The following is a 17,743-nucleotide window of genomic DNA, read 5'->3' as shown; positions in this document are numbered from 1 at the left end:
CCTCTTCAGTGAGCAAAGAGAGGTCGGGCGGGCTCATTCGCAGGCCGGCTCACGCAATGGCCGTGCTTTTCCTCAACAGCTGGTAGGCCTCGACCACCTTGCCGAGCCGCGCTTCGTGGCTGCGATCCCCGCCATTGCGGTCGGGGTGGTAGCGGCGCACCAGCTCGGAATATCGGCGGCGCAGGCGGCGGCGGTCTGTGTTCGAACCCAGGCCCATCGTCTCGAGCGCTTCGGCTTCGTCCTTCGAAAAGCGCCCGTCCATTGCCATCGTCGCTTCGCGTTGAGCGCGGCTGCGAATGCCGTTTGCGCGGGCCGAAATCGCGTCGAGCGGGTCGTCGAAGTCAGCCCAGCGCGGCATACCGTCAACCGCGGCGCGCGCGCCAAAACTGGGGCTTTCGGTTCGCCAGCCGCTGGCAGGCGACTGGGCCGAAATGATTTCCTCTGCGCTCATTCCTTCGAACCAGTCATACCCGGCGTTAAACTCGCGCACATGATCAAGGCAGAACCAGCGCCACTCGCCCGGCCCGTCAAATCCGTTGGGACGATATCCCGGCGCACGGAACTCCCCCGGCTCGCGGCACGTCGGGTGTTCGCACACCCTCTCATCGGTTTCGAACCGTCCATGAAATCGCGTCTGAGACATGAACCCTTGAGAATGGCGATTAAGATGCCAAATTCCAAGCTGGCCAATGTTGCAAAGAAGGAAAGTGGTGAGATGAGCGGGACAGTAGCGGAAGAAATGCGTGAGTTGCTGACCAAAGCTTTCGAGCCAACGCAGCTTGAGATCATCAATGACAGCGCCCAACATTCGGGTCACGCTGGTGATAACGGTTCAGGCGAATCGCACTTTACCGTCGTGATCGAAGCGCCCGCCTTTGGTGACATGTCACGCCTCGCAAGGCAGCGTTCAGTCATCGAAGCACTCGGCGACATTGTGGGCGAACGCGTCCACGCGGTTGCGATCAAAGCCAGCGCGCCCACCGGGTAACAGCTCAGCGATGAACGAATTTGGGAACACCAAACGCGTTCGGCGCGCGGCGCGGATCATCGTGCTCGACGATGTGCAGCGCGTTCTCTTGTTCCGCTTTAGTCTTGCCGACAGACCACCTTTCTGGGTGACAGCGGGCGGGGAATGCGAGCCGCACGAAAGCTTCGAAGAGGCTGCACGGCGAGAACTGCTTGAGGAAACCGGTATCGTAGCCGATCCGGGCCAGCAGGTCGCGCGCACCACTCCTGAATTCATTACGGTCGAAGGTGAACCGATTCAGGCTGATGAGCGCTATTTCGTGATCCGCGTCTCCAGCACGCAGATTTCAACGCAAGGCCACACCGCTCTCGAACAGCGTGTCATGACACGGCATCGCTGGTTCGAGCTTGCAGAACTCGGCGATTGGCCAGAAGCCGTCTTTCCCGAAACGCTCGCGCAAATCATTATGCAGAATAGGGAAATGCGATGACTGACCTCATCACCCAGATCGTGACTCCCACAACACATGACCTTGGCCAGTTTGAAGTGCGCCGCGTTCTGCCTTCGAAGGCGAGGCAGATGGTCGGTCCCTTCATTTTCGTTGACGAATTCGGTCCCGGTCAGCTCGATATCGGCACAGGCATGGACGTGCGCCCTCACCCGCATATCAACCTCGCAACCGTAACATGGCTGTTCCAAGGTGCGATCGACCACCGCGATACGCTGGGCACCTTTTCGACAATCCGTCCCGGCACCGTCAATTTGATGACCGCCGGTCGCGGCATAGCCCATTCCGAGCGTTCCCCCGAGGATGAGCGTAGCAAAGGGCCCATGCTCTACGGGATGCAAACCTGGTTGGCTCTGCCCGATGGCAAGGAGGAGATCGACCCTGCCTTCGAAGCGGTCAGCGATTTGCCGAAGATTGAAGACAAGGGCGTAACCGCCTGCGTCATCATGGGCGAGCTTTGGGGACAGCGCGCGGCGACCACGACCCATGCGGACACGATTTACTCCGAGATATTGCTTGGCCCGAACGGCTCGATCCCGATCGATTCCGAAGCCGACGAACGCGCGGTCATGCTGGTCGGCGGCGAGGCAACTATCGGGAACTGTACGCTCACGCCTTATGAGTTGGCCGTATTGAAGCCCGGCGAAACGATGACGCTTTCGAGCGAAAGCGGTGGCCGGGTTATGCTGCTGGGCGGCGAGGCATTCACCACGCGCCGCCACGTCTGGTGGAACTTCGTCAGTTCCGATCGCGAGCGAATCAATCAGGCCAAAGACGATTGGCGCGAAGGGCGCTTCGGCAAGGTACCGGATGACGAAGGGGAGTTTATCCCCTTGCCGGACGTGCCCAAGACCGTCAGCTATCCATAGAGAGAGACATCGGGAGGGGAATTGATGGACTACACCGGTAAGGTCGCCTGGGTTACGGGCGCGTCATCGGGCATCGGAGCGGCGCTCGCGAGCGATTTGTCATCGCGTGGCGCTCATCTCGTGCTGTCGGGCCGCGACGAGGCAAGGTTGGCCGAGGTGGCGAAGGATTGCGGCGAGACCCTGATCCTCCCCTTTGACGTGCGCGATGACGCGGCCCTTGCAGAGGCAACCGCTAAAGCCATCGCGTGGAAAGGCGGCGTCGATATCGCGATTGCCAATGCCGGCGTTTCCCAGCGCAGCCGCGCTCTCAAGACCGACATGCAGGTCTATCGCGACATCATCGACATCGACCTCACCGCACAGATCGCCTTCGCGCAAGGACTGATCGGGCACATGGTCGAGCGCGGCTCTGGCGCGCTCGCTTTCATCTCCTCGATCGCAGGCAAGGTCGGCGTGCCGATGCGCACCGCCTACAGCGCGGTGAAGTTCGGGCTTGCCGGCTATGGCGATGCACTTCGCGGAGAGCTGTCGCAAACCGGAGTTAGCGTCCACGTGATCTATCCCGGCTCGGTCGCGACCAATGTTTCGCGCAATGCCCTCAAGGGCGATGGCAGCAAGCGAGGCGTTTCGGACAAGGTGATCGATGAGGGCATCCCTGCACCAGACGCCGCTAAGACCATGCTCGATGGGATCGCCGCGGGCGAACGCGAGATTATCGTCGCCGAAGGCATGGAACAACAGATGGGCGAGATGCGGCGCACACCCGATGCGCTGTTCGACCAGATCGCCGGCATGGTCGCAGGCGGTTACATGGAGCGGATGGAGGAAACCGAATGAGCGGCATGGAGCAGACGTGCGTCACGCTCGCCAACGGGATCGAACTCGACGTGGTCGACGAAGGGCCGCGCGATGCGCCTGTCCTCGTCTTCCTCCATGGCTTTCCCGAAAACCACCGCACGTGGCGCCACCAGATCGCGCATTTCTCAAAGCAGTATCGCTGCATCGCGCCCGACCAGCGCGGCTATGCGGGTTCTTCCAAACCGCAGGGCGTCGAGAATTACTCGCCCGACAAGCTCATCGGCGATGTCTTTCTGCTGGCGGATGCGCTGGGGGTCGAGACATTCACTATCGTCGGGCACGACTGGGGCGGAGCTGTGGCCTGGGGCGTGGCGCTTGCCGGACAGAACACGCGGGTCACCCGCGCAATCATCGCCAATGCCCCTCATCCGGCGATCTTCCAGAAGCTGCTCTACACCCATCCCGGCCAGCGCGAATCCAGCCAATACATTCGCGGCTTTCGCGATCCGGCAAATGACGAACTTATCCGCGAGCACGGGATCACCGGGATACTCAAGCAGGAAGTGAACTGGGACCGCCCCGGCGAAATGCCGGTCGAAGAGCGCCAGCGCATGCTGCACGAATGGGAAGACCGCGATGCGTGCTTCGGCATGATCAACTATTACCGCGCGAGCGCCATGCAGGTGCCGACGATGGACGAGCCGTTCGAATTGCCCGCCGACTATTCGCCTCCCACACTGCCCAAACTCACGATCCCGACTCTGGTCGTCTGGGCAATGGACGACCTCGCCTTGCCGGCCGAAAACCTCGAAGGGCTGGAGGAGATCATCGACCCGCTCACCATCGTGCCGGTGCATGGCTGCGGCCATTTCGTGACGTGGGAGGCGCCCGAGGCGATGATCGAGGCGATGGAAACCTTCCTGCAATCTTGAGCGCCTAAGTCACGCACATCATCAAACCAAAGGACCGTTTTTAATGAGCACCGAAGAAGGCCGCGACGTCACCAAAACCTACACGACCGAACAGAACATCCAAAAGCTCGAGCGCCTGGTCAAAGCCTTGAAAGAGAACAAGGCGTTCGAGATTCAGGTAGCGGGCGAGCGGCTCTACATTCCGGCCGGAACCGAATTCTCAATCGAGCACGAGCAAAGCGGCAGCGACCATGAACTCGAGTTCCAGTTCCGCTGGAGCGACGAAGACTGAGGCGGATCAGGCCGCGAGAGCGCGCTCGATCCCAAATTCACGGCGGATGCGCGCGACCGTCCAGCTGCGATAGTCGGCGTTGTCGGGCCATCTCCACTTCCGGCGAAGCTTGCGCGATTTCCAAGCGATGACCGGATAATCGGTGATCGCACGCAGGTAACCTTTTGCGATCGTGGCCCAACCCACCTCTTTGATCAGTTGCTTCTCTTCGGGGAGATCCATAAAGTCGCGAACGTCTCGCAGCGAGATATCTGTCCCGAACAGTGTCCAGCCATCGGCTTGCGCTTCTTGGCGAATGCTGGTGTCGAGGCCAAAGAGGACATGCACCATGTCGTACCTCTCAAAGTGCGCCTTCGCGCCTTCCCGCATGTCGGCGTACTTCAAATCGAGACCATGATGCTGGCGGAAAGCGACGAGCGCCTCCGCAAGGGTTAGATCGGAATAGGGAAGCTTCTCTCTCATGCCCAATGCATACCAATGTTAGTTGCAATTTGCAACCTTATGCGCTGCCAGCCCATTCAACCCATGCTCCGTGAGGGTGCGCATGGCTGAGAAGCGTGGTCTCTCCGTCGCTCTCGCCGCCGTTCCAGTATCTCACCTTCAATTCATGCCGGAAGGTCGCGGGATCGGTTTCGAGGCTGATCCATGCGAGTGGCTTTTCGGCTGAAGCTTTTGTCCCTTCGCGTTCAACCATCAGCGTGATCGCTTCTTGCGTTTCGGCGGGCATGTATTGCCACATGATCGAGTGGAACATCGCCCGCGTTGTGCCCTCGGCTTGAGGCTCGCTAAGCATATCGGCGACGAATTCGCCTGCATCCTGCCGAACAATTTGCGGCGGGTCTTGGCTTGCAAGTTCAATCGCGGCGTCAATGCGGGCCATGCGAGCAGGAGCGTCAGGCCAGACATAGCTCTTGAGGCGCAGCGCGCTTGCCTCGTCCGCGAGATTGATCGGCGCGACGTCGCATCCACGAACCGACACGATCTTGAATTCGTCAGGTGCGTTGGGAGGCGAGCCGGCCCCACCGCGCCATTCTGGTTCGATCCGCATGGGCGAATCTGCGGGTCCAACCTCGGTGTCACCCAGCCGGAATCGGTAGCGATCAAGCATGGTGTTTACCCCAGCGCTTGCGCCCAATTCGAACAGTTCGAAGCGCGGAGCCACACGCTGCGCGAGCCACAATAACCCTGCCGTGATGCTCGCTGATCGACCCGCCTCGTTGGTCTGAGGCGGCCCGTCAAGCCATGGAAGCAAGCGGTGATCATAGGTCTCGACCAACTCGCACACCAGCCGGTCAACCTGTCCTTGGTCGGCGATCTGGCCACTGTAAACGCGGGCCAGCCGATCGTCCTCGCCGCTCAGGACCAGATGGTGCAGCCCGCCCGCAATTCTCAGGGGCATTGCATCCTTGAGCGTGAGTCCGTGCCAGCCAGCAATTCGGCGCCCTGTCGCGGTCTCGCCCGCAGCGACCTTGGTCAGGGCGCGGATCACGCGTGCGGTACACGGTGCATCGTTGATCTCGGCGTGTTCGGCCTGCCATTCGATTGCGGCGCCAAGATCTTCTATCGCCATGACCGCTCTGTAGTCACTTCCGACCTTTCCGCTGTCAGTCATGCCGCTTTAATCTCCACCTTGGTTTGTATTGCCCTTTGGGTGCCCAGTGCCTAAGTCCCGCCGCGAAATGACAACCGACCTCTCATCCCCCGCTGGCGACCAACTCACCTTCGCCGTGCCCAAGGGCCGCATCCTCGACGAAGCGCTGCCCGTCATGGCGCGCGCTGGCGTGGTGCCCGAGGATGGCTTTCACGACAAGGCCAACCGCTCGCTTTCGTTCGGCACGACCCGCGAAGACATGCGGCTGATCCGCGTGCGGGCGTTCGACGTGGCGACATTCGTTGCGCACGGTGCCGCACAGGTAGGCATCGTTGGCTCTGACGTGGTCGAGGAGTTCGATTATGACGACCTTTACGCGCCGGTCGACCTCGATATCGGCCACTGTCGCTTGTCTGTCGCACGGCTTGCCGGGGACGAGGACGATCATGCCGGCGCCAGCCATTTGCGGGTTGCGACCAAGTACCCAAGCCTCACCCGCCGCCACTTTGAGCGGCAGGGTATCCAGGCCGAGTGCGTTAAGCTCAACGGCGCGATGGAGCTTGCCCCTTCGCTCGGCCTTGCGCGCCAGATCGTTGACCTTGTGTCGACCGGAACGACGCTCAAGATGAACGGCCTTGTTGAGACGAGCCGCATCATCGACATCACCGCGCGCCTCATCGTCAACCGCGCTGCGCTCAAGACCGACCCGCGCGTCGGCGAACTGGTCGCAGCCTTTCGCGCCGATGCCGAAGCGCGGGTTAGCGGTAGCGCAGACAAGGACGCCGCGTAATGCAGTTGCTTTCGACCATGGACCCCGATTTCGCGGTCAAGTTCAAGCGCATCGTCCACGCCCGCCGCGAAGCCGACAGCGATGTCAGCGGTGTGGTGCAGGACATCCTTCGCACGGTGAAGGGATCGGGCGACAAGGCTCTGATTGACTACACCCAGCGTTTCGATGGCTACTCGCTTATCGACGATGCGGATTGGCTGGTTACGAAGGAGCGTTTTGCCGATGCTTACGAGGAACTCGAGCCCGAGCTTCGCGATGCGCTCGACCTCGCGGCCAAGCGCATTCGCGCCTACCACGAGGCGCAGCTCCCTGAGAACCGCGACTACACCGACGACACCGGCGTGCGCCTTGGCGCGACGTGGCGCGCGGTCGATGCAGCCGGTCTTTACGTACCTGGCGGGCGCGCGGCCTATCCGTCTTCGCTGCTGATGAACGCGATCCCCGCGCGCGTTGCCGGGGTAGAGCGTGTGGTGGTCGTAACCCCCACGCCAAAGGGTCAATCGAACCCGCTCGTCCTCGCCGCCGCGCACATTGCGGGCGTCGACGAGATGTGGCGCGTTGGCGGGGCGCAGGCGGTCGCAGCGCTCGCCTACGGCACCGACCGGATCGCGCCGGTCGACGTCATCACCGGCCCCGGCAATGCCTATGTCGCGGAAGCCAAGCGCCAGCTTTACGGCGTGGTTGGCATCGACATGGTTGCGGGACCGAGCGAGATCCTCGTTGTCGCCGATGGCAAGAACGAGCCGGACGTCACCGCCGCCGACCTGCTCAGCCAGGCAGAGCATGACCCGACCTCGCAGTCGATCCTCATCACCGACGATGCGGGCTTCGCCGCGATGGTCGAGGATTGCATCGACCTTCAGATCAGCCAGCTTGCAACCGGCAAGACTGCGCGCACCAGCTGGGACGAACATGGCGTGATCATCGTCGTCAACGACATCCCCGAGGAAGCGCCCGCACTCATCAACGCTCTCGCTTCCGAGCACCTTCAGCTGGCAATCGACGATCCCGAAGCGGTGATGGCCAAGACCCGTCACGCGGGCAGCGTGTTCCTCGGCAGGCTCACGCCCGAAGCCGTGGGCGATTACGTCGCTGGTCCCAATCACGTGCTGCCGACAGGTCGCCGGGCGCGTTTTTCGAGCGGGCTTTCCGTGCTCGACTTCATGAAGCGAACGAGCTTCATTTCGCTCGACAATGCTTCCCTTGCCAGCATCGGTCCCGCCGCTGCGGCCCTCGCCCATGCGGAAGGGTTGCCCGCACACGCCAAGTCGGTCGAACTGCGCCTCAAATGAGGGTGTCCGCGCCCGATTCGCTGCGAGAAGTGGACCGGATGTTACACGGTCCAGAGGCAAAACCGGCTCTTGTGTCACTGTCGGCGTCAAAAGCGTCACCCTGGCCCCGAAAGCGTCACTCTGGCGCGGCGAAGTGTCACCTTTTCGCGCAAAAGTGTCACCTGCGCCGGGAAATCTTGACGACGTTGAAATTTCGGGATGAGAACGCGCGCCCATCCCTTCGCATTACCGCGCTCGCTGCGAGTAGGAAAACTTGCCCAGGCAAGGCGCGACGCCTGAAGAACCAATCCATGGAACACCTGCCCCGATGAACACTCCCGCCCGATCACAGGCCCGCTCGACCGCGCGCCTCGCCGCCGTCCAGGCGCTGTATCAGCAGCAGATGGAAGGCACGGCGCTGAACAAGCTGCTCGACGAATTTCACCAGCACCGCCTTGGTCGCGAAGTCGATGACGAAGACCACGAAGGCGAAGTCTATGCCGATGCCGAAGTCGAGTTTTTCGACGACATCGTGCGCGGCGTCGATGCACGGCGCGAAGAGATAGACCAGATCCTGACCGCTCGTCTTGCACAGGGCTGGACCCTGCTTCGTCTGGACAAGACCATGCTCCAGATTTTGCGCGCCGGAACATACGAAATCATCGCACGCGCCGATGTGCCAAGGGCCAGTGCGATCACCGAATATGTCGATGTTGCAAAGGCTTTCTTCGATGACAGGGAAGCCAAGTTCGTGAACGGCATTCTGGACGCGATCGCGAAAGAAGCGCGCGACTAATCCACCCTTATCGGCAAGTGAGCTTCGACAACGCTCGCGCAAGCGCCTAGCTAGGGGCCATGTCCGAGGCCGAATTCCTCAGCGCCCTGCGCACCTTGCCGCTCCACCCCGGAGCGCGCGGGCTTACAGATGATTGCGCCGTTGTAGAATTCGGCAATGAAACGCTGATCATCAATCACGACCTGATGGCCGAGGGAACACATTTCCGCCCCGAAGCGGACCTTGCCGATGTCGCGTGGAAGCTGCTCGCCATCAACCTGTCCGACCTCGCGTCCAAGGGCGCTGACCCGATCGGCGTTCTGCTGGGGCATTCGCTGGGCGGGAACGATCGCCGCTTCCTCGAAGGTCTTCGTGCCGGTCTTGCGGCTTTCAATGTCTCGATCCTGGGCGGTGATACAGTCGCCGTCACCGGGGCGAGCACTTTTTCGATGACAGCGATAGGACGCGCGACGCACTCACCCGTGCCGTGGCGCAAGGGAGCACAGATCGGGGACGGCCTGTTCGTCACCGGGACGCTCGGCCGCGCGATGCTGGGTTTCGAAGGGGAAGTCGATCACGAAGACGCCTTCAACCGCCCCACCCCGCTGCTTGCAGAAGGTAGGGCGCTCGCTCCTCATGTGACCGCGATGATGGACATATCCGACGGGCTGCTGCTCGACGCCTTCCGCATTGCCGAGGCGAGCGAGGTCACGCTCGGCATCGAAAGCACCGACGTGCCGGTCGCTGACGAGACCCGGCGCGAAGACTGCCTGCGCTGGGGCGACGATTACGAATTGCTCTTCACGGCCCCCGACGCGATAGACCTGCCCGTGCCCGCAACCCGGATCGGCACCGTCTCGCCGCGCGGCTTTGCACCGCTGGTGGTCGATGGAGAACCGCTCGTGAATGCAGAAGGGCTGGGATACCAGCACGGCTGACGCTCGCAATCGCGGATTTGCCCCCATAAAAGCGACGAAACGCTGTCCAAACGCTCGCTTTGCGCCTTGCGCGCTTGACACTTGCGCTTACACTCACCGGCCTCGCGTCAATGGGAAACACCCAGACGCGCTTTCCACGCTTTGAGAGGGGATACTTCGTGGACCTTATATACATTTCAATCGGGTTAGGCTTGCTTGCCATCGTCTATGGCATAGTCACAAGCCGCCAGGTGCTGGGAGCCAGCGCCGGCAATGCAAAGATGCAGGAGATCGCAGGCGCTATCCAGGAAGGCGCGCAGGCCTATCTCAACCGCCAGTACACCACCATCGGCATCGTCGGCGTCGTTGCCGCCGCGCTTGTCGGGTTTTTCCTCGGCATCGTTCCGGCGGTCGGGTTCGTCGTTGGCGCGGTCCTTTCCGGTGTGGCGGGCTATATCGGGATGAACATCTCGGTGCGTTCGAATGTTCGCACCGCAGCGGCGGCAGAGACCGGTCTTCAGGAAGGTCTGACCATCGCATTTCGCGCAGGCGCCATCACCGGTATGCTGGTGGCAGGCCTCGCGCTGCTCGCCATCGCGGTGTTCTTTGCCGTGCTCGTTGGCCCGATGGGGCTCGATGCAAACAGCCGCGTCGTTATCGACGGGCTCGTCGGCCTCGCCTTTGGCGCATCGCTGATCTCGATCTTCGCGCGTCTGGGCGGCGGTATCTTTACCAAGGCCGCTGACGTGGGCGCTGACCTTGTCGGCAAGGTCGAAGCCTCGATCCCGGAGGATGATCCGCGCAACCCCGCCACCATCGCTGATAACGTGGGCGACAATGTGGGCGACTGCGCAGGCATGGCCGCTGACCTGTTCGAAACTTACGTCGTGACGGTCGGTGCGACCATGGTTCTGACCGCGCTGCTGTTCGCAAGCCAGCTTGGCGAGAACCTGCTCACGCTGATGACGCTTCCGCTTCTTATCGGCGGCGCGTGCATCGTGACCTCGATCATCGGCACGTACTTCGTTCGTCTCGGCAACGGCACGAATGTCATGGGCGCGATGTACAAGGGCTTCATCGTCACCGCTGTCCTCGCAATCCCGCTGATCTATCTGGTCACGCAATATGCGCTGTCGACCTTCGGTAGCGATATGACCACCGTCATTGGCAGAGGTCCGGGCGGCGTCGATTTCAACGGCATGGACCTGTTCTATTGCTCGCTGATCGGTCTTGCGCTGACCGGGATCATCATCTGGATCACCGAGTATTACACCGGCACGAACTTCCGTCCGGTCCGCTCGATCGCCAAGGCTTCGGAAACGGGCCACGGCACCAACGTGATCCAGGGTCTTGCCATCAGCCTTGAATCGACCGCTCTGCCGACAATCGTCATCATCGCGGCGATTATCGGTGCGTATCAGCTCGCCGGGCTGATCGGCCTCGCCTACGGCGCAACCGCGATGCTGGCACTTGCCGGTATGGTCGTCGCGCTCGACGCTTACGGTCCGGTCACCGACAATGCTGGCGGCATCGCCGAAATGGCGGGCCTCGACGAAAGCGTTCGTGAGAAGACCGACCTTCTCGACGCGGTCGGCAACACGACCAAGGCCGTGACCAAGGGTTACGCCATCGGTTCGGCAGGTCTTGCAGCGCTCGTGCTGTTTGCCGCCTACACCGCCGACCTTCGGGAGTTCTTCCCGGAAGCCAACGTCGATTTCGGTCTTGAGAACCCATACGTCATCGTCGGGCTGCTGCTCGGCGCGCTTCTGCCGTACCTGTTCGGTGCGATGGGCATGACCGCAGTGGGCCGGGCAGCTGGCGACGTGGTGAAGGACGTGCGCGAGCAGTTCGCTGCCGATCCGGGCATCATGGAAGGCACGAGCCGTCCCAACTATGCCCGCACGGTCGACCTTGTGACCAAGGCGGCGATCAAGGAGATGATCATCCCGTCGCTGCTTCCGGTGCTTGCGCCGATCGTGGTCTACTTCGTGATCCTTGGCCTTGCAGGTCAGGACAACGCCTTTGCGGCGCTGGGTGCATTGCTTCTTGGCGTGATTGTGGGCGGCCTGTTCGTCGCGCTTTCCATGACCGCCGGTGGCGGCGCGTGGGACAATGCGAAGAAGTACATCGAAGACGGCAATCACGGCGGCAAGGGCTCTGAGGCTCACAAGGCCGCGGTGACGGGCGACACGGTTGGTGACCCTTACAAGGACACCGCAGGCCCGGCCGTGAACCCGATGATCAAGATCACCAACATCGTCGCGCTGCTTCTGCTCGCGGCACTGGCAGGCGGCGCGCATTAAGCGTTCCTTTCGACCAACCATCATCAACCCCGTCCGGACGCGTCCGGGCGGGGTTTTTTCTTGCCTGTTTGCACTTTGCCAGAGCTGTGTGCCGTTTCGGGTCGAGGGGGTATATCCCGCACGAAACCCAAGGCTTTCTTAAGGCTAAACCCCTATACTTGCCTGCAATGCGGCGATGAAGGCGCAGGGTTAGGGTTAATTGAATGGACTTGGCAGGCACGCCAAAACTGGCCGACGCGCGGCCCGATGACAGCTGCTATCGACGCGGCGGGCATGGCGTGCGTCTGGTGTCCGCGGCCGAAAGCGCCTCTCCCGATTTCGGCGCCGCGTGGGACGCTTTGTGCAGCGAGGCTGGCGAACCCAACCCCTTTTTCGAACCGTGGTTTGCATTGCCCTCGCTCGCTCACTTCGCAACCGGCAATTCGCCGGCGATCGCTGCCCATTTCGATGCCGGTCGCCTTGTCGGCCTGATGCCGCTTACCCGTCCGCCGCGCTATTACGGCTACCCGGTTCCCCATCATGCCGCGTGGCTGCACGACAATGCCTTTTGCTCTGGCCCGCTGGTCGCGCGCGGGTATGAACATGCTTTCTGGAAAGCGGTTCTGGAGCGGCTCGACAATGCACCGGGTCACTCGCTTTTCCTGCACCTGCCAGAGCTTCCTGCCGACAGCCGCACCGCGAAGGCGTTGGATGCCGTGTTGGCCGAGACCGGGCGCCCCGCCGTGACAGTCGATCAGGCATCGCGCGCCATGCTGTGCTCCGACCTTGGAGCCGAGGCCTATTTCGAACAGGCGATGAGCGCCAAGAAGCGCAAGGAACTGCGCCGTCAGCGCAAGCGTCTGGCCGAGGAAGGCTCGCTCACCTTCGAGCGTCACGCCCACGCCGAAGGGCTTGAGAGCTGGATCGCCGAGTTTCTCGCGCTAGAGGCCGCCGGTTGGAAGGGCGAGCGCGGCTCCGCCCTTGCGAATGCGCAGCGAACCCGCGCCCTGTTTGCCGATGCGCTGGCAGGCGCTGCGAGCGCAGGCAGGCTCGAACGGCTTGCGCTGCGCCTCGATGGCAAACCGATTGCCATGCTGGCGAATTTCGTCACACCGCCCGGCGTCTTCAGCTTCAAGACCGCCTTCGACGAGGCGTATTCGCGCTTTTCGCCCGGCCTGCTGCTGCAAGTCGAGAACCTCGATCTGCTCGACCGCAAGGACATCGCATGGGCCGATAGCTGTGCTGCCCCCGGCCACTCAATGATTGAACGCATCTGGCGCGAGAAGCGCCGCATCATCAGCCGCAACATCGCGATTGGCGGCCCCCTCCGCCGCGCGGTTTTCCGGGCGCTGATGGTTTATGAGACCCGCGCAAAGGACAAGACATGAACGCCCCTCAAGAGAAGTGGCTCAAAGTGCGCGCCGCATCGCTCGAGACCTTCGATGCGATGGCGCGGCACACTTTCGCATCGAGCTATCCCGAAATCCCGCACACGCTCAGGCACGGTTTCGGCGACCACCCCTTGCTCGACCTTGAAGCGCTTGCCGAGCTGGCCGAGGCGCTTCCCGAAACCAGCGTCGAGTACAATCGCGGCGACCTGCCGATTGGCGTTGACGGCAAGCCGGGTTCGAACGGGCTTTCCATCGCTGAAACCATTGTCGAGATCGCCAGGTCTAACAGCTGGGCGGTGCTCAAGAACATCGAACAGAACCCTGCCTATAACGAGCTGCTGCTGAACCTGCTTGACGAGATCCGCCCGGAGATCGAGGCGAAGACCGGTGCGATGCTGACACCGCAGGGCTTTATCTTCATCTCCAGTCCGAACGCCGTCACGCCCTATCACTTCGACCCGGAGCACAACATCCTGCTCCAGATCCGGGGTTCGAAAGTGATGACGCAGTTTCCGGCGGGTGACACCCGCTTTGCCCCTGACGAGACGCATGAAAGCTACCATTCGGGCGGCCCGCGCGAGCTTCATTGGAGCGATGATCTGATGGAGGGCGCACTCCGCTTTGCCATCGGTCCGGGAGAGGCCGTTTACGTACCCGTCATGGCACCGCATTTCGTCCAGAACGGGCCGCAAAGCTCGATCTCGCTCTCGATCACATGGCGCAGCGAATGGAGCTATGCCGAAAGCGACGCGCGCGGGCTCAACCACCTGCTGCGCCAGCGCGGCTTTTCGCCTGCGCCTCCCGGTCGCTGGCCTGCGAGCAACAGGGCCAAGGCCTACGCCTTCCGGGCGCTTCGCAAGCTTGGCCTCACCTGACGCGACGGGCCGATCTAAGCCTGCTTGACGTTTGCGTAAGGCCATCGCAATGCGGGCGCCATGACCGATAGCTCCGATCCCGCAAAGCTTGTCGCCGGTCTCGTCGACCTCCTCACCGTCGAGAAACGCGCCTCCGACATCTATCTCGGCTCCCCGCAGAAGGGCGGCGTTGGCCGTGTATTCGGAGGTCAGGTGGTCGCGCAGGCGCTTCAGGCGGCGCAGGCGAGCGTTTCCGACGGCAAGGTCGCCCATTCGCTCCACGCCTATTTCCTGCGCGGCGGTCGCGAGGGGTTGCCGATAGAATACCGGATCGAGCGCGACTTTGAAGGCCGATCCTTTGCCAACCGCCGCGTGGTCGCCAGCCAGGAGAGCGAGGACGGCGCGCCCAGCCCGATCCTCAACCTCACCGCGAGCTTTCAGGTACCCGAGGAAGGCCTCGCTCACGAGAATTCCCCGATGCCTGACGTCGCTGATCCTGACGAGCTCAAGTCCGACATGGAGATGCGCCGCGCGATGGCGGACAAGATGGGCGACAAGCTGTCCGATACCCAGCGCGCCCTGATGCTGCGCCCTCGCCCGATCGAGATGCGCACAACCGATAAGCTGCACTGGATGAACTCCCAGCCCAAGGCTCCGCATGCGCATAGCTGGTTCAAGACGGCGGCTCCCCTGCCCGACGATCCTGCGCTTCACCGCGCAGTGATCGCTTATGCGAGCGACTACACGCTGCTTGGCACGAGCGCGCTACCACATGGCCTTTCGTGGATGCGCGGCGAGCTGGTAGGTGCGAGCCTTGACCATACGATCTGGTTCCACCGTGAGGCACGCGCCGATGAATGGCTTCTCTATGCCACAGACAGCCCGTGGTCGGGCGGCGGGCGCGGCTTCAATCGCGGGCGCATCTTCAACCGCGCCGGCGATCTGGTCGCAAGCGTCGCGCAAGAAGGAATGATGCGGCGGCGCAAGTCGAAGGGGTGAATGCGAAAAAGCCCGGCCTGCGACGATGCGCAGACCGGGCTTTTCCAGTGTTCGTCTACCGAAGCTTTTACTTCGGGTAAGTCCAGGTCGACCCGCGCGCGAGGTTCTCGCTGGCGAAGGCCCAGTTGATCTTCGAACCGGTAACGGCGTCGAGATAAGCGGGGCGCTTGTTCTGGTGGTCGAGGTAGTAGGCGTGCTCCCACACGTCGATCGTCAGCAGCGGGTTGACGCCGTCCTGATCGGCAAGCGTATCGCCATCGTGGGTTTCCTCGATGGTGAGGCCGCCGTTCTTTTCCGCGAGCCACACCCAGCCGCTTGCGAAATGGCCAGCGCCGCGCGATTTGAGTTCGTCCTTCAGCTTGTCGACCGAACCGAAAGTGCTTTCGATCATGGTCTTCAATTCATCCGACGGATCGGTTTCCTCACCCGCCATTGAATGCCAGTAGAAACCGTGGTTCCAGCTCTGCGCGGAATTGTTGAACAGGCCCTGGTCGCTTCCGCGTGCGGCTGCGATGATCTCTTCGAGCGACTTGTCGGCGTGATCGGTGCCTTCGATCGCGTCGTTGGTCTTGTCGATATAGGCCTGATGGTGCTTGCCATGGTGATAGGAGAGGGTCTCAGCCGAGACCGCCGGATCGAGCGCGGTGTCAGCGTAAGGAAGGTCGATCAGTTTGAATGCCATGAGTACAGGTCCCTCTTTGGTTCGAGTGTGCTTGGTTCGTGAATTCGGGCTCGTAGTCTAAACTCGCGAAACACCTAGTGGTTTCAAGACAGATTTAAAGAGCCGGATTTCGCTAGGCCGCCTCAGACGCGCGCCGGAAAGCGGCGTCTGCGGCAAGCTGGCTGTGCTCGACCCAGCAGGTGTGCACCCCGCTCGAAATCTTGTGCGGCAATGCGGCGCGGCAGATCGGTCCCTTGGTGATGTCGGAGGCATCGAGGATCGCAAGCTGAGACGTGCCGGTGTTCTCGTCGATCAGGAAAGTGACGAGGTATCCGTCGTCCTCGCGTTTTTGTTGTCCTACCGCTCCGCTACTTGAGGACGATCCTGGTTGTCCTACCGCTTCGCTACTTGAGGACGATCCTGGTTGTCCTACCGCTCCGCTACTTGAGGACGATGCCGCCCCTTTCCTCGGCACCATCGGGCTTTCGCTCGCATAGACGCCATCGGGCAGCTGATAGACCTGCTCCTCGCCCGTCTGCGTATCGTGGCGGACATATCCGTTGAACAGGAACCAGCCGGGCCGCGTTGTCGTCGACCAGACATATCGGCTCTTTTGCATGAGGTAGTCGGGATTGATCATTCCGAATTCGACGATGCGGTCCGACAGGCGCTCTTCAGTGGTTTCGCCGGTCTTGAGGTTGAAGCGCCAGCGGTGGAGGCGGCTTTGGAAGCTGTGCTCGTCCACGTATGCCATCATGTGGCTGTATTCGCCCGCTTCCTCGATCGGGTCGGGCATGGGCTTGTCCTGATAATAGCCTTCGAGAACGACCTCGTCGTCGCCGTTTTCGTTCTTGGCCTCCCAAGCGTTGGTCCAGTGCAGCACATAGGTGGGCGAGGCTTCGAACCAGCGAATGTCCTCCGGCTGGCCGTGACGCGGGATCAGCGCGAAACGCGTCGGCACGCCCTCGTGAATGCGCGCCGCGTGGATCTTGCGCTCCAGCAAGTTCACATCCCAATACAACGGCATGTCGTTCAGGATCGACCAGTTCTTCGTGATCGCCATGTCATGCGGCAGGCGCGGTCCGGGCAGCGGGATCGGCACGTAATGCGCAAGGTTCCCTTCCCGGTCGACGACGCCGTAATGCATGTAGGGCGCGTATTTGGAATAATTGAAGAACATCATCTCACCGGTCGCTTCGTCGACCTTGGGATGGGCCGATACACCGTCTATCGGTCCCCACGGCGCCTTGCCCTTGTTGGCGAGCGTGACGGGGTCGAGCATCCACGCCTCCCCGCATTGGTAGAAGGTCGCATAGGCCGTGCCCGCATGGACGATGATATCGGTCGAACCTGTGTCTTTGAGCCCCTCATGCGCGCCATATCCCGGCCGTGCGCTTGTGCCGTGGGGGTCCATCAGCCCGCCCCAAAGCGCCTTGCCCGCGATCTGCTCCTCGGTGAAGCAATGGGTGCGGATGAAACGGTTGCGGTAGCTCGCGCGTCCACCTGAAATGCTGACCTGATGCACCATCGCATCGCCATCGAAGGGGTGATGGCGGCCAAGCGGCTGGTGAACAGGGTTTTCCGTGTTGCGCAGGTAGATGCCGTCAATATCACCGGGGATCACCCCCTCGATCACCTCAAGTTCGTCGACGTCCACCTCTTCGTGGCACGGCGTCCACGGCCCTGACAGATAAGGGTGGTTCGACGGCTCAAGGCTGGTCCTGACCGGCGGATGGCGTGTGATCGTCACGGGCGTCTCCCTCTTCGCCCGCTATCCTAGCGCGATCCATGACCTTCGCCAAAGCAATCTCGCGAAATTTGATTTGGATCAATGCCCGCGTCCGCGTTCCCGCTCACAATGCAATTC

Annotated in this window: 19 protein-coding genes; 14 read left to right on the top strand and 5 right to left on the bottom strand. The window is 61.9% G+C overall.

Annotated features, from left to right (window positions below):
• Positions 1-49: 49 nt before the first annotated feature.
• Positions 50-643, bottom strand: a complete 594-nt coding sequence (locus CD351_RS07110) for a DnaJ domain-containing protein (protein WP_111991946.1) — start codon at positions 641-643, stop codon at positions 50-52.
• Positions 644-715: 72 nt separating this feature from the next.
• On the opposite strand from CD351_RS07110, the gene CD351_RS07105 reads away from it, so the two are divergent.
• The 6 genes from CD351_RS07105 to CD351_RS07080 are packed head-to-tail and all read left to right on the top strand — an operon-like array spanning position 716 to position 4,345.
• Positions 716-988, top strand: a complete 273-nt coding sequence (locus tag CD351_RS07105) for a BolA family transcriptional regulator (RefSeq protein ID WP_111993646.1) — start codon at positions 716-718, stop codon at positions 986-988.
• A gap of 10 nt (positions 989-998) precedes the next feature.
• Positions 999-1,457 carry an NUDIX hydrolase gene (locus CD351_RS07100; protein ID WP_111991945.1) on the top strand — a complete coding sequence of 153 codons (459 nt, stop codon included), beginning with the start codon at positions 999-1,001 and terminating at the stop codon, positions 1,455-1,457.
• Positions 1,454-2,344, top strand: a complete 891-nt coding sequence (locus tag CD351_RS07095; protein ID WP_111991944.1) for a pirin family protein — start codon at positions 1,454-1,456, stop codon at positions 2,342-2,344. Before CD351_RS07100 ends, CD351_RS07095 begins: the two co-directional genes overlap by 4 nt.
• A gap of 24 nt (positions 2,345-2,368) precedes the next feature.
• Entirely contained in the window at positions 2,369-3,181 is an 813-nt protein-coding gene (locus CD351_RS07090) for an SDR family NAD(P)-dependent oxidoreductase (RefSeq protein ID WP_111991943.1), read from the top strand.
• 5 nt (positions 3,182-3,186) lie between these two features.
• Positions 3,187-4,074 carry an alpha/beta fold hydrolase gene (locus tag CD351_RS07085; protein ID WP_111993645.1) on the top strand — a complete coding sequence of 296 codons (888 nt, stop codon included), beginning with the start codon at positions 3,187-3,189 and terminating at the stop codon, positions 4,072-4,074.
• A gap of 43 nt (positions 4,075-4,117) precedes the next feature.
• The gene (locus CD351_RS07080; RefSeq protein WP_111991942.1) at positions 4,118-4,345 is read left to right on the top strand and encodes an amphi-Trp domain-containing protein; all 228 of its coding nucleotides are present in this window, start codon (positions 4,118-4,120) and stop codon (positions 4,343-4,345) included.
• A gap of 6 nt (positions 4,346-4,351) precedes the next feature.
• On the opposite strand, the gene CD351_RS07075 is transcribed toward CD351_RS07080, so the two are convergent.
• Together CD351_RS07075 and CD351_RS07070 are read right to left on the bottom strand one after the other, a co-directional pair.
• Complete coding sequence (locus CD351_RS07075; RefSeq protein WP_111991941.1) at positions 4,352-4,807, bottom strand: hypothetical protein; 456 nt, start codon at positions 4,805-4,807, stop codon at positions 4,352-4,354.
• Between the two features lie 37 nt (positions 4,808-4,844).
• A complete protein-coding gene (locus CD351_RS07070) occupies positions 4,845-5,957 on the bottom strand; it encodes a DUF2332 domain-containing protein (RefSeq protein ID WP_111991940.1) in 1,113 nt (370 codons plus the stop codon).
• A gap of 67 nt (positions 5,958-6,024) precedes the next feature.
• Here CD351_RS07070 and hisG point away from each other — a divergent pair, with 67 nt between their 5' ends.
• The 8 genes from hisG (at position 6,025) to CD351_RS07030 (ending at position 15,215) form a co-directional block, all read left to right on the top strand.
• Positions 6,025-6,726, top strand: a complete 702-nt coding sequence (hisG, locus tag CD351_RS07065; protein WP_111991939.1) for an ATP phosphoribosyltransferase — start codon at positions 6,025-6,027, stop codon at positions 6,724-6,726.
• On the top strand, positions 6,726-8,018 hold the full coding sequence (gene hisD / locus CD351_RS07060; protein WP_111991938.1) for a histidinol dehydrogenase: 1,293 nt from the start codon (positions 6,726-6,728) through the stop codon (positions 8,016-8,018). The genes hisG and hisD overlap by 1 nt, the downstream gene beginning before the upstream one ends.
• Before the next feature lie 307 nt (positions 8,019-8,325).
• Positions 8,326-8,793 (top strand): transcription antitermination factor NusB, encoded by a 468-nt coding sequence (gene nusB / locus CD351_RS07055; protein ID WP_111991937.1) that lies wholly within the window; start codon positions 8,326-8,328, stop codon positions 8,791-8,793.
• 59 nt (positions 8,794-8,852) lie between these two features.
• Positions 8,853-9,710, top strand: coding sequence for a thiamine-phosphate kinase (thiL, locus tag CD351_RS07050; protein ID WP_111991936.1), 858 nt, complete (start codon positions 8,853-8,855; stop codon positions 9,708-9,710).
• A gap of 158 nt (positions 9,711-9,868) precedes the next feature.
• Positions 9,869-11,992, top strand: coding sequence for a sodium-translocating pyrophosphatase (locus CD351_RS07045; RefSeq protein ID WP_111993644.1), 2,124 nt, complete (start codon positions 9,869-9,871; stop codon positions 11,990-11,992).
• Positions 11,993-12,195: 203 nt separating this feature from the next.
• Positions 12,196-13,359 (top strand): GNAT family N-acetyltransferase, encoded by a 1,164-nt coding sequence (locus CD351_RS07040; RefSeq protein ID WP_234027270.1) that lies wholly within the window; start codon positions 12,196-12,198, stop codon positions 13,357-13,359.
• Positions 13,356-14,237: a cupin-like domain-containing protein gene (locus tag CD351_RS07035; protein WP_234027269.1), complete on the top strand. Its 882-nt coding sequence runs from the start codon at positions 13,356-13,358 to the stop codon at positions 14,235-14,237. The genes CD351_RS07040 and CD351_RS07035 overlap by 4 nt, the downstream gene beginning before the upstream one ends.
• Positions 14,238-14,297: 60 nt before the next feature.
• Positions 14,298-15,215 (top strand): acyl-CoA thioesterase II, encoded by a 918-nt coding sequence (locus tag CD351_RS07030; protein ID WP_111991935.1) that lies wholly within the window; start codon positions 14,298-14,300, stop codon positions 15,213-15,215.
• Between the two features lie 67 nt (positions 15,216-15,282).
• On the opposite strand, the gene CD351_RS07025 is transcribed toward CD351_RS07030, so the two are convergent.
• Together CD351_RS07025 and CD351_RS07020 are read right to left on the bottom strand one after the other, a co-directional pair.
• Complete coding sequence (locus tag CD351_RS07025) at positions 15,283-15,897, bottom strand: superoxide dismutase (RefSeq protein WP_111991934.1); 615 nt, start codon at positions 15,895-15,897, stop codon at positions 15,283-15,285.
• Between the two features lie 112 nt (positions 15,898-16,009).
• Positions 16,010-17,626 carry a carotenoid oxygenase family protein gene (locus CD351_RS07020; protein ID WP_111991933.1) on the bottom strand — a complete coding sequence of 539 codons (1,617 nt, stop codon included), beginning with the start codon at positions 17,624-17,626 and terminating at the stop codon, positions 16,010-16,012.
• Positions 17,627-17,743 lie beyond the last annotated feature (117 nt).

Source organism: Erythrobacter sp. KY5 (assembly GCF_003264115.1).
Taxonomy (GTDB): domain Bacteria; phylum Pseudomonadota; class Alphaproteobacteria; order Sphingomonadales; family Sphingomonadaceae; genus Erythrobacter.
Note: the sequence above shows the minus strand (reverse complement) of the source record. Positions and strands in the feature narration are given on the sequence as shown.

Bases quoted from the DNA above. Each gene is read 5' to 3' on its own strand.
- CD351_RS07110 (WP_111991946.1), bottom strand. From the start codon at position 643: ATGTCTCAGACGCGATTTCATGGACGGTTCGAAACCGATGAGAGGGTG.
- CD351_RS07105 (WP_111993646.1), top strand. From the start codon at position 716: ATGAGCGGGACAGTAGCGGAAGAAATGCGTGAGTTGCTGACCAAAGCT.
- CD351_RS07100 (WP_111991945.1), top strand. From the start codon at position 999: ATGAACGAATTTGGGAACACCAAACGCGTTCGGCGCGCGGCGCGGATC.
- CD351_RS07095 (WP_111991944.1), top strand. From the start codon at position 1,454: ATGACTGACCTCATCACCCAGATCGTGACTCCCACAACACATGACCTT.
- CD351_RS07090 (WP_111991943.1), top strand. From the start codon at position 2,369: ATGGACTACACCGGTAAGGTCGCCTGGGTTACGGGCGCGTCATCGGGC.
- CD351_RS07085 (WP_111993645.1), top strand. From the start codon at position 3,187: ATGGAGCAGACGTGCGTCACGCTCGCCAACGGGATCGAACTCGACGTG.
- CD351_RS07080 (WP_111991942.1), top strand. From the start codon at position 4,118: ATGAGCACCGAAGAAGGCCGCGACGTCACCAAAACCTACACGACCGAA.
- CD351_RS07075 (WP_111991941.1), bottom strand. From the start codon at position 4,807: ATGAGAGAGAAGCTTCCCTATTCCGATCTAACCCTTGCGGAGGCGCTC.
- CD351_RS07070 (WP_111991940.1), bottom strand. From the start codon at position 5,957: ATGACTGACAGCGGAAAGGTCGGAAGTGACTACAGAGCGGTCATGGCG.
- hisG (WP_111991939.1), top strand. From the start codon at position 6,025: ATGACAACCGACCTCTCATCCCCCGCTGGCGACCAACTCACCTTCGCC.
- hisD (WP_111991938.1), top strand. From the start codon at position 6,726: ATGCAGTTGCTTTCGACCATGGACCCCGATTTCGCGGTCAAGTTCAAG.
- nusB (WP_111991937.1), top strand. From the start codon at position 8,326: ATGAACACTCCCGCCCGATCACAGGCCCGCTCGACCGCGCGCCTCGCC.
- thiL (WP_111991936.1), top strand. From the start codon at position 8,853: ATGTCCGAGGCCGAATTCCTCAGCGCCCTGCGCACCTTGCCGCTCCAC.
- CD351_RS07040 (WP_234027270.1), top strand. From the start codon at position 12,196: ATGGACTTGGCAGGCACGCCAAAACTGGCCGACGCGCGGCCCGATGAC.
- CD351_RS07035 (WP_234027269.1), top strand. From the start codon at position 13,356: ATGAACGCCCCTCAAGAGAAGTGGCTCAAAGTGCGCGCCGCATCGCTC.
- CD351_RS07030 (WP_111991935.1), top strand. From the start codon at position 14,298: ATGACCGATAGCTCCGATCCCGCAAAGCTTGTCGCCGGTCTCGTCGAC.
- CD351_RS07025 (WP_111991934.1), bottom strand. From the start codon at position 15,897: ATGGCATTCAAACTGATCGACCTTCCTTACGCTGACACCGCGCTCGAT.